Origin of the sequence: Daejeonella oryzae DSM 19973 (assembly GCF_000422945.1) — a bacterium.
Lineage (GTDB): Bacteria > Bacteroidota > Bacteroidia > Sphingobacteriales > Sphingobacteriaceae > Daejeonella > Daejeonella oryzae.
In genome coordinates this window covers 1,303,039-1,316,585 of sequence record NZ_AUHA01000002.1, presented here as the reverse complement: position 1 = coordinate 1,316,585, position 13,547 = coordinate 1,303,039, and the positions used below count along the sequence as shown (strand labels likewise).

The 13,547-nt window shown below is 38.3% G+C and carries 10 protein-coding genes; 4 read left to right on the top strand and 6 right to left on the bottom strand.

Annotated features, from left to right (window positions below):
- Positions 1-27 precede the first annotated feature (27 nt).
- The 3 genes from G521_RS0106195 to G521_RS0106185 form a co-directional block, all read right to left on the bottom strand.
- Positions 28-309: an acylphosphatase gene (locus G521_RS0106195; RefSeq protein ID WP_026897771.1), complete on the bottom strand. Its 282-nt coding sequence runs from the start codon at positions 307-309 to the stop codon at positions 28-30.
- 85 nt (positions 310-394) lie between these two features.
- On the bottom strand, positions 395-1,339 hold the full coding sequence (locus G521_RS0106190) for an NAD(P)H-dependent flavin oxidoreductase (RefSeq protein WP_026897770.1): 945 nt from the start codon (positions 1,337-1,339) through the stop codon (positions 395-397).
- Between the two features lie 27 nt (positions 1,340-1,366).
- Complete coding sequence (locus tag G521_RS0106185; protein ID WP_026897769.1) at positions 1,367-2,542, bottom strand: amidohydrolase family protein; 1,176 nt, start codon at positions 2,540-2,542, stop codon at positions 1,367-1,369.
- A 179-nt stretch (positions 2,543-2,721) separates the two neighbouring features.
- Here G521_RS0106185 and rlmN point away from each other — a divergent pair, with 179 nt between their 5' ends.
- The 3 genes from rlmN (at position 2,722) to G521_RS16615 (ending at position 6,019) form a co-directional block, all read left to right on the top strand.
- Positions 2,722-3,771: a 23S rRNA (adenine(2503)-C(2))-methyltransferase RlmN gene (rlmN, locus tag G521_RS0106180; protein WP_026897768.1), complete on the top strand. Its 1,050-nt coding sequence runs from the start codon at positions 2,722-2,724 to the stop codon at positions 3,769-3,771.
- 140 nt (positions 3,772-3,911) lie between these two features.
- The gene (locus G521_RS0106175) at positions 3,912-4,610 is read left to right on the top strand and encodes a ComF family protein (protein WP_026897767.1); all 699 of its coding nucleotides are present in this window, start codon (positions 3,912-3,914) and stop codon (positions 4,608-4,610) included.
- Between the two features lie 50 nt (positions 4,611-4,660).
- Positions 4,661-6,019, top strand: a complete 1,359-nt coding sequence (locus G521_RS16615; protein ID WP_155975677.1) for a hypothetical protein — start codon at positions 4,661-4,663, stop codon at positions 6,017-6,019.
- Positions 6,020-6,188: 169 nt separating this feature from the next.
- On the opposite strand, the gene G521_RS0106160 is transcribed toward G521_RS16615, so the two are convergent.
- The 3 genes from G521_RS0106160 to G521_RS0106150 form a co-directional block, all read right to left on the bottom strand.
- Positions 6,189-9,308 carry a PAS domain S-box protein gene (locus tag G521_RS0106160; RefSeq protein ID WP_026897766.1) on the bottom strand — a complete coding sequence of 1,040 codons (3,120 nt, stop codon included), beginning with the start codon at positions 9,306-9,308 and terminating at the stop codon, positions 6,189-6,191.
- A 43-nt stretch (positions 9,309-9,351) separates the two neighbouring features.
- Positions 9,352-10,623 (bottom strand): serine hydroxymethyltransferase, encoded by a 1,272-nt coding sequence (glyA, locus tag G521_RS0106155; RefSeq protein WP_026897765.1) that lies wholly within the window; start codon positions 10,621-10,623, stop codon positions 9,352-9,354.
- Between the two features lie 78 nt (positions 10,624-10,701).
- Positions 10,702-11,460, bottom strand: a complete 759-nt coding sequence (locus G521_RS0106150) for a segregation and condensation protein A (protein WP_026897764.1) — start codon at positions 11,458-11,460, stop codon at positions 10,702-10,704.
- A gap of 112 nt (positions 11,461-11,572) precedes the next feature.
- Here G521_RS0106150 and dxs point away from each other — a divergent pair, with 112 nt between their 5' ends.
- Entirely contained in the window at positions 11,573-13,501 is a 1,929-nt protein-coding gene (dxs, locus tag G521_RS0106145; protein ID WP_026897763.1) for a 1-deoxy-D-xylulose-5-phosphate synthase, read from the top strand.
- The last annotated feature ends 46 nt before the right edge of the window (positions 13,502-13,547 follow it).

The following is a 13,547-nucleotide window of genomic DNA, read 5'->3' as shown; positions in this document are numbered from 1 at the left end:
GGATTTTAGATAAGATCATAAATCTTATTAAGAAAGATTTTTTTTGACCACTTCAAAATTACGATAGTTTTTTACAGGAGCTTCGCTGGTTTCTATTTTATCAACTATTGCCTTATCAGAACCTTTATTACAAAATTCAAGAAAAAGTTCCATTTCAAAATCATCAGCTTCTGCTTCCATATAAACCGATCCGTCGGGTTCATTTTTAACAAAACCTTTTACACCCAGCTGATCTGCAACAATTTTGGAAGTAGCACGATAAAAAACACCTTGCACTTTGCCAAAAATTCGAATATTTAAATGCTTCATTAAAATAGATATATGCAGTATGACGTAAAATAAAAGTTATTAAGCGATTCCATTCTGATTTTCATATACTCAGGAAATTTCGGGCTTAAAAATTCAATTTGCAGATTTGCTCCCTGCGGTTAATAAATTCAGTCCAGGTTTCATTTAATATTTGAGCAGCAGGTTTTATATGATGAATTAATGCCGAAACCTGACCTATTTCCAGCTCGCCTTCTACCAGGTCTCCTTCAAACATTCCCCGCTTGGCACGGCCACGCCCCAGTAAGCTAACAAGTTCCTCCTTAGTTGCGCCTCTTGCTTCTGCATTTTCAACCTGTTCAAAAAAATCATTTTTAACCAGTCTAACAGGAATTACAGATTTCATGCTCAGCTTTGTATCTCCTTCTGCAGCGTTGATAATAACATTTTTAAAATCAGGATGAGCCGACGATTCTTCCGAAGCAGCAAATAACGAACCTATCTGAACGGCATCGGCTCCAAGAGCTATCGCAGCAAGCATAGATTTACCTCCACCAATTCCACCTGCGGCAATCAATGGTATTTTTACGCTTTCGCGAATCATAGGAATTAAACACAGTGTAGTGGTTTCTTCACGCCCATTATGACCACCAGCCTCAAACCCTTCGGCTACAATTGCATCAACACCACATTCTTCTGCTTTTCTGGCAAATTTTATGTTAGATACAACATGTACAACCCGAATTCCTTTCTCTTTTAAGAAACCAGTCCAGTTTGCAGGATTGCCGGCAGATGTAAACACAATTTCAACGCCTTCCTCCACAATAATTTGCATTATCAGGTAAATATCAGGATAAAGTAAAGGAACGTTTACACCAAAAGGGTTGGTAGTTGCTGCTTTACATTTGCGGATATGATCCCGTAAAACATCCGGATACATAGAGCCTGCACCAAGCAAACCTAATCCGCCGGCATTAGATACCGCAGAGGCCAGTTTCCAGCCACTGCACCAAATCATGCCTGCCTGAATAATCGGGTATTTAATCCCAAATAAATTTAGAATAGGATTCATTGCTGCAAAATAGGATTTTTACAGATACTAAATAAGTTTTTGAACCCCTGATTGAGGTGACAACTTCATTGCCTTTACATTGCTGATCAGATTCAGTCCCGGCTTTTTCCCTTTTTCTATAGAACCAAAATCCTGATCAATGCCCAGAAACTTGGCTCCGTTTAAGGTAGACCATTGAATTAGCGTTTCTAAAGGAATTGTAGGAAAACCAGTTGCAACAGCCTTCATCTCGGCCAGTATATCCAGCTGATCGTTGGATGCGAAGCTGTCTGTTCCTAAGGTAATATTGAAATCATGCGACATGAACATTGGAATTTTCGGCAATCTACCTTCAATATGAAGGTTTGCATTGGGGCAAAAGCACCAGGAAACATCCCGTCCGAAACGGCCGACAAAATACAAATCTTTAAGACTGGTAAACGTATTGTGAACCATCAGAATTTTTTGATCTTTTGCCAGTAAAGGAATTACTGACTGCAAAGAATTACGTGCCTGAGGTTTAAAGTAATCAATAGAAATATCCATAGATTCATAAAAATCGATGAATTCGCCTGTTTTATAACGATAAAGCTTATTTTCCTCTTCACTTTCCTGATTATGTAAACTTAGCAGATTTGTCTGATCGGCATAGTAATTTTTAAAGAGCTTAAAAAGTTCTTTGGAAACTGAATAAGGAGCGTGCATGGTTAATGAAGTGCTCAGCGGATAGAATTCATTTTTTAATTCTAAACCTTTGTTAAACACATCTTCTGCCTTTTCGGGATCAAACCCCAAAACTTCTACATAGGTGTGGTAATATATGCTGCTCTTTTCTTTAATATTTTTTGAGAGGTTTGTACTCGAAATATCACCAACAGCCACAATACCATTCTGGTACATCAACTTGTCAGCTTTTTCCATGCATTCTATAATCCTGCTTTCATCCGCCTTCCGGTTTTTTAAAACTTCGCGGATAAACGCAATCAGTTTTAAACCCTTAGGAATTACTCCTTCTAAATGCGAAAGTTCAAGATGGCAGTGAGAATTTACAAAACCCGGCACAATTACTCCGGAATGTTTTTCAACCTCACCAGAATTAGTGTCGAAATCATCGGCATTATAAATATTTACGATCTCCCCCTCGTCGTTAACCGATACAACACCATTTTTCAATGGCTCTCCGGCAACTGTTATTATATAATCTGCAGAAAAATTTCTTATCATCTTTTAAAGTAAATTATCAACTTATGAAAAGACTATTACTATCAATTTACTCACCAAGCTGCAAAGTTAGAATAAATAAAAGGTAAATAATATGTTCCCAATATCATTTAAGCATTTTTAACATTTAATTAGTTGATTTATTATCCTAACAACTAACAAGAATAGGTAACTTTGTCGCGATGAACATTTTAAAGAAAACTGACATTCGCAGTTTATCAATCGATACGCTAAAACAACATTTTACAAATCTTGGCGAACCGGTTTTCAGAGCAAAGCAAGTTTACGACTGGTTATGGTCAAAATCATGCATCAGTTTTGATGAAATGAGCAATCTTCCGAAATCATTACGTGAAAAGCTGAAAGAAGGTTATTTAATTAATCACATTGTGGTTGATCAAACTCAGCTCAGCTCTGACAGAACTATTAAAAATACGTTCCGTTTATACGATGGAAATATTATTGAGGGAGTATTAATTCCTGCTACAGAAAGAATGACAGCTTGTGTAAGTTCGCAGGTAGGATGCAGTTTAAGCTGTAAATTTTGTGCCACGGGCTATATGGATCGTAAACGAAATCTAAATCCAGACGAAATTTATGATCAGGTAGTACTCATCGATAAACAATCAAAAGAAAACTATCAGATTCCGCTTAGCAATATTGTTTATATGGGCATGGGTGAGCCCCTGCTTAACTACGCTAATGTGATGAAATCCATCGAACGGATTACTTCCGAAGACGGACTAAACATGGCTGCAAAAAGAATTACTGTTTCTACCGCCGGCATTGCAAAGATGATAAAGAAGCTGGGCGATGACCAGGTTCGGTTTAATCTGGCTTTATCCCTGCATGCGGCCAATGATATTAAGAGAAATGAAATTATGCCCATAAACGAGCAAAATTCTCTCGAAGCGCTGGCCGAGGCTTTAAAATATTACTATGCAAAAACCAAAAATCCGGTTACTTATGAATACATAGTATTTGATAATTTTAATGATGAAATTGAAGATGCTATGGAACTTGCCAGATTTTGCCGGCATTTACCCTGCAAAGTAAATATCATTGAATACAATCCAATTTCGCTTGCCGATTACCAGAATGCTGCAGTTGATAAAATTGATGCTTTTGCCGATTATCTACGCAAACAGGGAATCAATACAAACATCAGAAGAAGCAGAGGTAAAGATATCGACGCTGCCTGCGGACAGCTTGCTGTTAAAGAGAAAGCCTGAATTTGACATCCTCATCTTTTAAGATTTTTGGTGAAGTGGATTTATGATTTTGCAGAATCTCATAAACTGATTCTCCAAAAAAATTTCTTTCACGACTATTCGTATTATAGAAAAGCGAAAACAAAAGCTTATCTTAAATAATGCAATTAGTGAGGGAGTATCTTCAGGATTTTACTGCTTTATTTTTCCCTGACTTGTGTACAGCCTGCGGAAAAAATCTTTTTAAACACGAAAGGGTAATTTGTACCGACTGCATTTATCATTTGCCTTATACAAATTTTCATCAGGATTCCGAAAACCGGGTTGCTAAGCAATTATGGGGTCGTTTCTCCTTTGTACAGGCTTCGGCTTTTGTTTATTTTCAAAAAGGAAATAAAGTACAAAACATGATGCATCAGCTAAAATACAATAAACGCCCCGAAACCGGATTCAGGTTAGGAGAGCTATATGCTCATGATTTGAAAAGAACGGACCAGTGGCAAATACCTGATTTAATTATTCCAGTTCCACTGCATCCTAAAAAGAAAATAAAGAGAGGATATAATCAAAGTGAATTCATCGCAAATGGACTATCTTCTGTTTTAGAAGTTCCTGTTTCTGCAAATACTTTAATAAGAGCATCTGATACTGCAACTCAAACAAAAAAATCACGTTTTTCGAGATTTGAAAACATGCAGGAAGCCTTTTCAATATCTCATCCGGAACTGCTGATTGATAAACACATTTTGCTTGTTGATGATGTGATCACTACAGGCGCCACCCTTGAAGCATGCAGCCTGGTATTATTAAAACTGCAAAAGATCCGGATCAGCATTGCAACCATCGCTTTTGCAGAATGATTATTTTGAACATCTTTGTATAGATGCGCCTACCTCTTGCAATATTTCTGATGGTTTTAATAATTTCGGCCTGCCGTAAGGAGGAAATAATTACCAGAAATTCTTCTGCAAAACTCAGCTTCTCGTCTGATACAATACTCTTTGATACCGTATTTACAAGTATTGGATCTACAACACGTCGCTTGAAAGTATACAATCCCAATAAAAATGCGATACGAATCAGCAGCATAAAGCTTTCGGGCGGAGCATCATCACCTTACCAAATCAATATTAACGGACAGGCAACAAACCAGCTAAATGACCTTGAAATTTCGGGCAAAGACTCTATAAATATTTTCATTAAAGTTTCTATTAATCCCGGCTCTGCAATGCTCCCTTTTATCGTTAGCGATTCACTCTTATTTTCAACAAATGGCAATCATCAGGTAGTTCAGTTAGCTGCCTACGGGCAAAATGCAAATTTTCTGGATGCTCAAACCATTTCACAAAATAGCACCTGGGATGATAGTCTACCATATGTAATTTATAATTCAGCATTGGTTGAAAAGGACATTACATTAAATATTACCAAGGGAGCAAGGATTTATTTTCATAAGGATTCTAAATTATTTATTGCGGGTACTTTAAAGGTAAAAGGCAGTGTGGGTGACAGCGTTACATTTTCTTCTGACCGCACAGAACAAATTTACAGAGATGAACCCGGACAATGGGGAGGTTTGCATTTCCTTAAAAGCAGTAAAAGTAACTCCATCGAATTTACAAGCATCAAAAATGCTCTTACCGGCATACGGGTTGATTCACTGTCAGAAAACAATGAGCCGAAACTGATTCTGGCAAACAGCATATTAAAAAACATGGAAGTAAGCGGATTAATGCTTTACAATGCCGATATAAAAGCATTTAACAATCTGATTTACAATTGCGGTCAATATTTAATTTACGCTGTTTTGGGAGGCAATTATGATTTTAAACAAAATACCCTTGCGGGATTAAACTTTAATTTTCCGCGACAAAGCCCGGCGGTTTATTTTTCAGACAATTATCAAACTGAAAGTTCATCTCAGTCTGCTGAGTTGAAAATAGAACTGGTAAACAATATCGTTTGGGGAAGTTTAGATAATGAACTTCAAATTGATAAGAAAAACACATTGCCTTTAAACATCCGGTTACAAAACAACCTGATTAAATCAAATAACGCTTCTTTCACAGAAAATGGAAATCTGTTAAATACAGATCCTCAATTTGAAGATCCGCGAAAGGAAAACTATCATCTTAAAGTTTTAAGTCCGGCAATAAATAAAGGAATCAGTTTAACTGGAGATCCTTATTTCCACTCCTACCTGTTTCAAGATTTATCAGCAATATCAAGAACATTCCCTTCAGAGCAAGGATGTTACGAGATAAAGTGAAAGAGTTTTAAAAAAATTGAAACTATTTAGGCTTTGCTGTGGTATAATATCTCGAGAGCGTTAATTTAGATGAAAGAGCTGGCAGCCATTAGGCTCCAGCTTTTTCTGATTTTAGAGGTTTTTAAGACCCGAATTGGCAATTCTATGAATTTAAAGCATTGAAAGCTTTTTAGACGAATGACTTTTTGAGGAAGGACTGAATTTTATTGAATAGTTCAGCCGGAACAAAAGGTTTCATAATATAATCATTCATTCCTGCTTCATAAACTTTATCCAGCTCATTGTTTAAAATGGAAGCTGTCAGCGCAATGATGGGAAGGGAGCGAAAATAATCACCGCTCAATTTTCTAATGGCTCTGGTTGCATCCAGGCCGCCCATAACCGGCATATATAAATCCATTAATACAAGATCATAAGGCAATTGCTGAACTTTGTTCAGAGCAACTTGTCCATTCTCAGCAAAATCGACTTTTACGCCCCACTTACTAAGCACTTTACCCGCAAGTAACCTGTTGATTTCATTATCATCCACAACCAAAATGGATGAATTTAAATTAGCACCCGCAAAAGCTGCGGATTTACTTGGCTGAATTTGTTCTGAGCGTTCAAACTCAATACTAAAGCTAAAGGTGGTTCCCACCCCAACTTCACTCGACACAAAAATGGAAGAATTATGTAATTCTACAAGCCGCTTGGTGATAGCAAGACCTAAACCGGTACCGCCGTATTTGCGGGTAGTATCTTCGCTTGCCTGGGTATAGCTATCAAATATGTATTCTATTTTACTGCTTTCAATCCCAATTCCGGTATCAGATATTTCGAAGCGAACTATTAAAGAATCTGCATTTTCTTTAACCAGATCAAGCTTTAATTTAATTTCTCCTTCTTCGGTAAATTTAACTGCATTCCCTAATAAGTTGATCAATATCTGGTACAGGCGGGTTTTGTCGCCTTTAACGAAGGCGGCAATCCGGTGATCTATTTCAGATTTGAGAATCACACCTTTTTCAACAGTTTTAAACTGGAGTGTATTTAACGTTTGAGAAACCAGTTCCTTCAGGTTAACATTTGCTTTTTCAAGCTGCATGTTACCGGTTTCGATTTTGGTGAAATCCAAAATATCATTAATCAGAGAAAGCAGGTTTTGTGCTGAGAAACCCAGAATTTTTAAATTTTCTATCTGCGATTCCGTCGGATTATCGTCCATTAAAATATGAGACATTCCAATAATCGCATTTAAAGGCGTTCGGATCTCATGACTCATCACCGAAAGGAAAGTTTCTTTGGCCTTACTTAATTGCAAAGCATCTTCCCGGGTTTTAATTAATTCGCGTTCGGCTTGCTTACGTTCAGATATATCATTAATAATTTCTACCTGCCTGTCAATTGCACCCGATTTGTTAAAAATTGGGGTATTTGAAATAGATAGCCAGATAGGACTGCCATCTTTTTTGTAACACAACAGTTCAATTTCTGAAGATTTAAGATTTAAAACTCTTTGTCTGGCTGCCTTAAGCAAATCCATATCAGAATCCTTACCGCATAAAACATCTCCCGGCCGTTTTCCTTTGAGCTCTTTAAATGAATATCCGGTTATCTTCTCAAAGGCATCATTTAACCAATTCGTTCTTCCTTCGCTATCACAGATAATAACCCCGTTGACTGTCCTGCTTGCCACTAATGACAATAAGGTTAGTTGTTCCTCCGCATTTTTTCGCTCGGTAATATCTACCACCATTTCCACCTGGCGTTCTATATCACCCTTTTCATTAAGTATAGGTGTGGTAGAAGCAAAAATCCAGATCGGGGACTTGTCTTTTTTATAAACTTGTAACTCAACACTGTAAGGTTGCTTTTTACTGATATTGTCGTATGTACTTTTAAGAACTTCTTTATCAGTTGCCTCGCCCGTAATTACTTCCCCCAAACGTTTGCCAAACAGGTCATCAAGTTTGTATCCAATAATTTTTTCTAAAGCTTGATTCACCCAGGTAACTTTTCCCTTTGAATCTCGGATAACCACTCCTGTGGATGATTTACTTGCTACAAGTGATAATGTTTGTAATTCCTGTTCCGCGTTTTTACGGTCAGTTATGTCAATAATAACTTCAATTTCCTTTTCAATTTCACCCTGAGAATTTAAGATAACCGAATTGTTTACGGAAAGCCAGATAGGCTGGCCATCCTTTCGGTAAGCAAGAAAATCAATTGAAAAAGATTTTTTATTACGGGTTTGTTCGCGGGCCTTATCAATTACATTAATATCAGTTTTTTCCCCTTTTAAAATATCACCCAGTTTATACCCCTGTAAATCATTGATATTGTAACCGGTGATTTTTTCAAAAGCATCATTTACCCAGGTAATATTATTTCCGGCTGTGCTGATGATAACGCCATTATTAACTTTACTGGCAACCAGAGAAAGCTGCTCCAGTTCCTCACCTACTTTTTTATGGAACGTAATATCCCGGCCATTGGCATACCATTTTCCCTCGTTTACTGCTATAGACCAACCTACCCATTTAATTTCACCCGATTTACTTTTAACCCGGGTTTCAAGTTCAAAGTATTTTTGCTTACTGCGTAATCCTTCCTCTAAAGCCGGAAGAATTGTATACATATCCTCCTCGAGTAGAAATTTCCAGATGGGATGCCCGATAGACTCTTCAGCAGAATATCCTAGAAGCTTTTCGGCAGAGCGGTTGATCATTGTGAGATTGGATTCCCGGTCCATTACACAATGCAATTCGGCAGAAGTATCAAACATATTTGATACCTCCTGATATTTTAAAAGAGTTTCCTGAACTTCAATATTTTTACGGCGCATTTCCAGATGAGTAAGAATCTCATCGGCCAGAATTTTTAATCCATCCTGCTGCTCTTTATTTAGCTTTCTGGGTTTATAATCAATAATGCAAAGGGTGCCGAGCTTGTAACCCTTTGCATTTATAATCGGCACACCGGCAAAAAATCGATAATTAAAAGCCTTATGTACCTCACGGGAAGTGATCAGGCGATCATCTTTTAAAGAATCATAAATTTCCAGAACTCCTTCATTAAAAAAAACATGCTGACAAAAAGAGTTCTTGCGTGGAGCCTCGTCAATATCCAGCCCAATTTTTGATTTAAACCAAACCCGGTTTTCATCTATAAAGGAGATAAATGCAACAGGAACCTGGCATAAATAAGTAGCCAAACGTGTTATTGCATCGTATTCCTTCTCTGAAACGGTGTCTAGAATCTGGTAAGTGGCAAGTTCCTTAAGACGTTTTTTTTCTATTTTATCCAATTCTGCTTCGGCAATGTTCTATACTCCGGTAAAACGATATATTTTATTTATACAAAGGGTGTTTACCCATCATATCCTCCACGCTCTTACGTACTTTTCTAAGATTTTGTTCGTCTGCCGGCTTAGAAATTACTTCATCAATCAGGTCGACAATTTTATCCATATGTTTCTCTTTTAAACCGCGGCTGCTTATTGCCGCAGTTCCCACCCTGATGCCTGAGGTTACAAACGGAGATTTATCATCGAAAGGAACCATATTTTTATTAACCGTAATGCCGGCTTCTTCAAGTACATTTTCTGCAAGCTTTCCGGTAATATTCTTGTTACGCAAATCAATCAGCATGAGGTGGTTATCTGTACCTCCGGAAATAATCTGATATCCGCGATCTACAAATGCTGCAGCCATGGCCTCCGCATTTTTTTTCACCTGGATAATATATTTCATAAAATCTTCGCTTAAAGCTTCGCCAAAGGCAACAGCTTTAGCAGCAATAATATGCTCCAATGGGCCACCCTGGGTACCGGGAAATACGCCGCTGTCCAGCAAGGCCGACATCATTCGCAGTTCTCCTTTTGGTGTTTTTAACCCGAACGGATTCTCAAAATCCTGTCCCATCATAATCATTCCTCCACGCGGACCGCGGAGAGTTTTATGAGTAGTAGTAGTAACCACATGGCAATGCGGCAACGGATCACTCAATAAACCGCGGGCAATTAAACCTGCCGGATGTGAAATATCCGCAACAACCAATGCCCCAACGCGGTCAGCAACATCGCGGATAAATTTATAATCCCAATCGCGGGAGTATGCAGAAGCGCCGCAAATGATCACTTTTGGTTTCTCCAGGAGGGCAACTTCTTCTAATTTTTTATAATCAATTAATCCGCTTTCGCGATCTACACCATAAAAATAAGGATCGTATAATTTTCCTGAAAAGTTAACCGGAGAACCATGCGTTAAATGCCCGCCATGAGACAGGTCAAATCCCAGAATTTTATCGCCGGGTTTAAGAATGGCTAAAAATACAGCGGCATTAGCCTGAGCACCTGAATGTGGCTGAACATTGGCCCATGAAGCATTAAACAATTGTTTTGCCCGCTCAATAGCAATGGTTTCTATTTCATCTACAACTTCACAGCCACCATAATAACGTTTTCCCGGTAAGCCTTCTGCATATTTATTAGTAAGTACAGAGCCGGCAGCTTCCATAACCTGCCGGCTTACAAAATTTTCTGAGGCTATTAACTCAATACCTGTTTCCTGGCGTTCTAATTCTTCTTCAATCAGGTTGAATACAAGTTTATCTCTTTTCATTGTCAATTATTTTATCTTAAAATCAGGATGTTAAAGGGATTATATCCTTCATACTATTGGTCGTAAACATACATAATATCAGCCATTTGAAACTAGTTTAGATTCAACTGAAAAATTATTAAAACCTGTTCCGGTTTGGATAATTACAAGCTGCTGTTGCAGCATTTCCAGCAAAGCCAGAAAATTGTATACAAAATGAACTTTGTTTTCTGAATGACTCAGCAATTTTTTGAAGTCCAGCTTTTCATTAATCCCGATCAGATCTGCAATCACTTTTTTCTGATTTTCAATCGTATACGGATATTGAATCATGGTATGAACTAAAGGCTTATCCAATTCCTGATACCGCTTACAAATTCGGTCATAAACCTGCATCAGCTTATAGAAATTTAAAGAGATCAGCTCATCGGCATTATCAGCCCCGGCAATTACCTGTTCCATGTCGGCTTCAATATTTCCTCTTTTTTCCTGCTTAAACCTTTCTTCTTCCAGTACACGCAATTTTTCAGAAATCAGCTTAAACTTTTTATATTCAATGAGTTTCTGAACCAGCTCTTCTTTCAGGTCAATTTCATTTCCTTCTTCATCCTGCATCGGCCTGGGTAAAAGCGTCTTCGCTTTTATACGCATGAGCGTGGCAGCAACAAAAATAAATTCGCTGGCAAGCTCCACATTCAGGGCATTTAAATGATGAATGTAATCCAGAAACTCATCAGTTATGCGGGAAATAGGTACGTCATGAATATCGAGTTCATCTCTTTCGATAAAAAAAAGAAGCAGGTCAAAAGGGCCTTCAAACTGGGGTAATTTTATTGCAAAACTTTCTCCGGTTGCCATACGTATTTGTAAAAATACATCATTTAGAGTCAAGAGTATATCATCGTTTAAAAAGGCGATAAATATTTAGGCAAATAAGTTAATTTTGTATCTTCATTTTTTACACATCTCCATGGAAGTTAAGGCGGGCGAATTACTGGATCAGATAAACTATCCTTCAGATTTAAAGAAATTTAAGGAAGAGGATCTGGTTCAGATATGCACAGAATTAAGACAGTATATTATTGATACTGTATCAGTTAACGGCGGTCATTTCGGCTCTAGCCTTGGGGTGGTAGAACTGACGGTTGCCCTTCATTACGTATTAAATACTCCATATGACCAGTTGGTTTGGGATGTGGGCCATCAGGCTTACGGGCATAAAATTCTGACCGGACGAAGACTCGATTTTCATACAAACCGATTATATAAGGGGATCAGCGGCTTTCCAAAGCGCAGTGAAAGTGAGTACGATACGTTTGGAGTCGGTCATTCATCCACATCTATTTCTGCAGCTTTAGGCATGGCCGTAGCTTCCCGCTTTAAAGGAGAGAAAGATAAACAACACGTTGCTGTTATTGGCGATGGAGCGATGACTGCCGGTCTTGCTTTTGAAGGTTTAAATCATGCAGGGATCGAAAACTCAAACCTGCTGGTTATCCTCAATGATAATTGTATGTCTATTGACCCCAACGTAGGCGCCCTTAAAGAATATTTAACCGACATAACCACATCTAAATCTTACAATCGCTTTCGCGATGATATCGCTCATGTATTAGGCAAAATATCAGAATTAGGACCTAATGCTTTAGAAATCGCAAAAAAAATAGAAAAAAGTATCAAAGGAAGCTTGCTGAAAAAGAGCAATTTTTTCGAAGCTTTAAACTTCCGTTATTTCGGTCCTATCGACGGACATGATGTAAAGCACTTGGCAAAAGTTCTCGCAGATCTGCGTGATATCCCCGGTCCAAAATTGCTTCACTGCGTAACTGTTAAAGGGAAAGGTTATGCTATTGCCGAAAAAGATCAAACTAAATGGCATTCTCCCGGATTATTTGACAAAATTACCGGAGAGATTCAGAAAACCGTTTCAGAAAAGCCGCAGGCCCCAAAATATCAGGATGTATTTGGGCATACAATTGTTGAATTAGCAGAAAGTAATCCGAAAATTATGGGTATCACCCCTGCTATGCCTTCCGGATGCTCTTTAAACATCATGATGAAAGCGATGCCCGAGCGTGCTTTTGATGTAGGTATCGCTGAACAGCATGCCGTTACCTTTTCGGCCGGTCTGGCCACACAGGGAATGGTTCCTTTCTGTAATATCTATTCCAGCTTTATGCAGAGAGCGTTTGACCAGGTAATCCATGATGTAGCCATACAGAAATTGAATGTCGTTTTTTGTCTGGACAGGGCCGGTTTTGCTGGTGCCGACGGACCAACGCATCACGGTGCGTACGATCTTGCTTATATGCGATGCATTCCTAACATGATCGTTTCTGCACCAATGAATGAAGAAGAGCTTCGCAACCTGATGTTCACTGCACAGCAGGAAAATATGGGACCTTTCAGCATTCGTTATCCCCGCGGAAACGGTGTTATGCCGGATTGGAGGCGCCCTATGAAAGCCATTCCTATTGGCAAGGGTCGCAAAATTTGTGATGGTGAAGACGTGGCGATTTTAACCTTGGGGCATATTGGCAATGAAGCATTAAAAGCCTGTTTAGAATTAAACTCTGAAGGAATTCATCCGGCACATTACGATATGCGTTTTGTAAAACCTTTGGATGAAGAAATGCTTCATACCGTTTTCAGCAAATTTAAAAATGTAGTGACCGTAGAAGACGGTTGTTTGCAGGGCGGATTTGGAAGTGCAGTCATCGAATTCATGGCCGACCATAACTATACCTCCAAAATAGTAAGATTAGGAATTCCGGATAAAATCATTGAACATGGCGAACAGCCTGAACTTTGGTCGGAATGCGGGTTTGATGCTAATGCTATTATTGAAACAGTACGCAAAATTGCTGTTGGCAGAACTACAAAAGTTATGGCATCTTAAATAATTGGATTTAAATCAACCGCTCTTTCAAAATAATTTTCAAAAA

Bases quoted from the DNA above. Each gene is read 5' to 3' on its own strand.
- G521_RS0106175 (WP_026897767.1), top strand. From the start codon at position 3,912: ATGCAATTAGTGAGGGAGTATCTTCAGGATTTTACTGCTTTATTTTTC.
- G521_RS16615 (WP_155975677.1), top strand. From the start codon at position 4,661: ATGGTTTTAATAATTTCGGCCTGCCGTAAGGAGGAAATAATTACCAGA.
- G521_RS0106150 (WP_026897764.1), bottom strand. From the start codon at position 11,460: ATGGCAACCGGAGAAAGTTTTGCAATAAAATTACCCCAGTTTGAAGGC.
- G521_RS0106195 (WP_026897771.1), bottom strand. From the start codon at position 309: ATGAAGCATTTAAATATTCGAATTTTTGGCAAAGTGCAAGGTGTTTTT.
- G521_RS0106190 (WP_026897770.1), bottom strand. From the start codon at position 1,339: ATGAATCCTATTCTAAATTTATTTGGGATTAAATACCCGATTATTCAG.
- rlmN (WP_026897768.1), top strand. From the start codon at position 2,722: ATGAACATTTTAAAGAAAACTGACATTCGCAGTTTATCAATCGATACG.
- glyA (WP_026897765.1), bottom strand. From the start codon at position 10,623: ATGAAAAGAGATAAACTTGTATTCAACCTGATTGAAGAAGAATTAGAA.
- G521_RS0106185 (WP_026897769.1), bottom strand. From the start codon at position 2,542: ATGATAAGAAATTTTTCTGCAGATTATATAATAACAGTTGCCGGAGAG.
- dxs (WP_026897763.1), top strand. From the start codon at position 11,573: ATGGAAGTTAAGGCGGGCGAATTACTGGATCAGATAAACTATCCTTCA.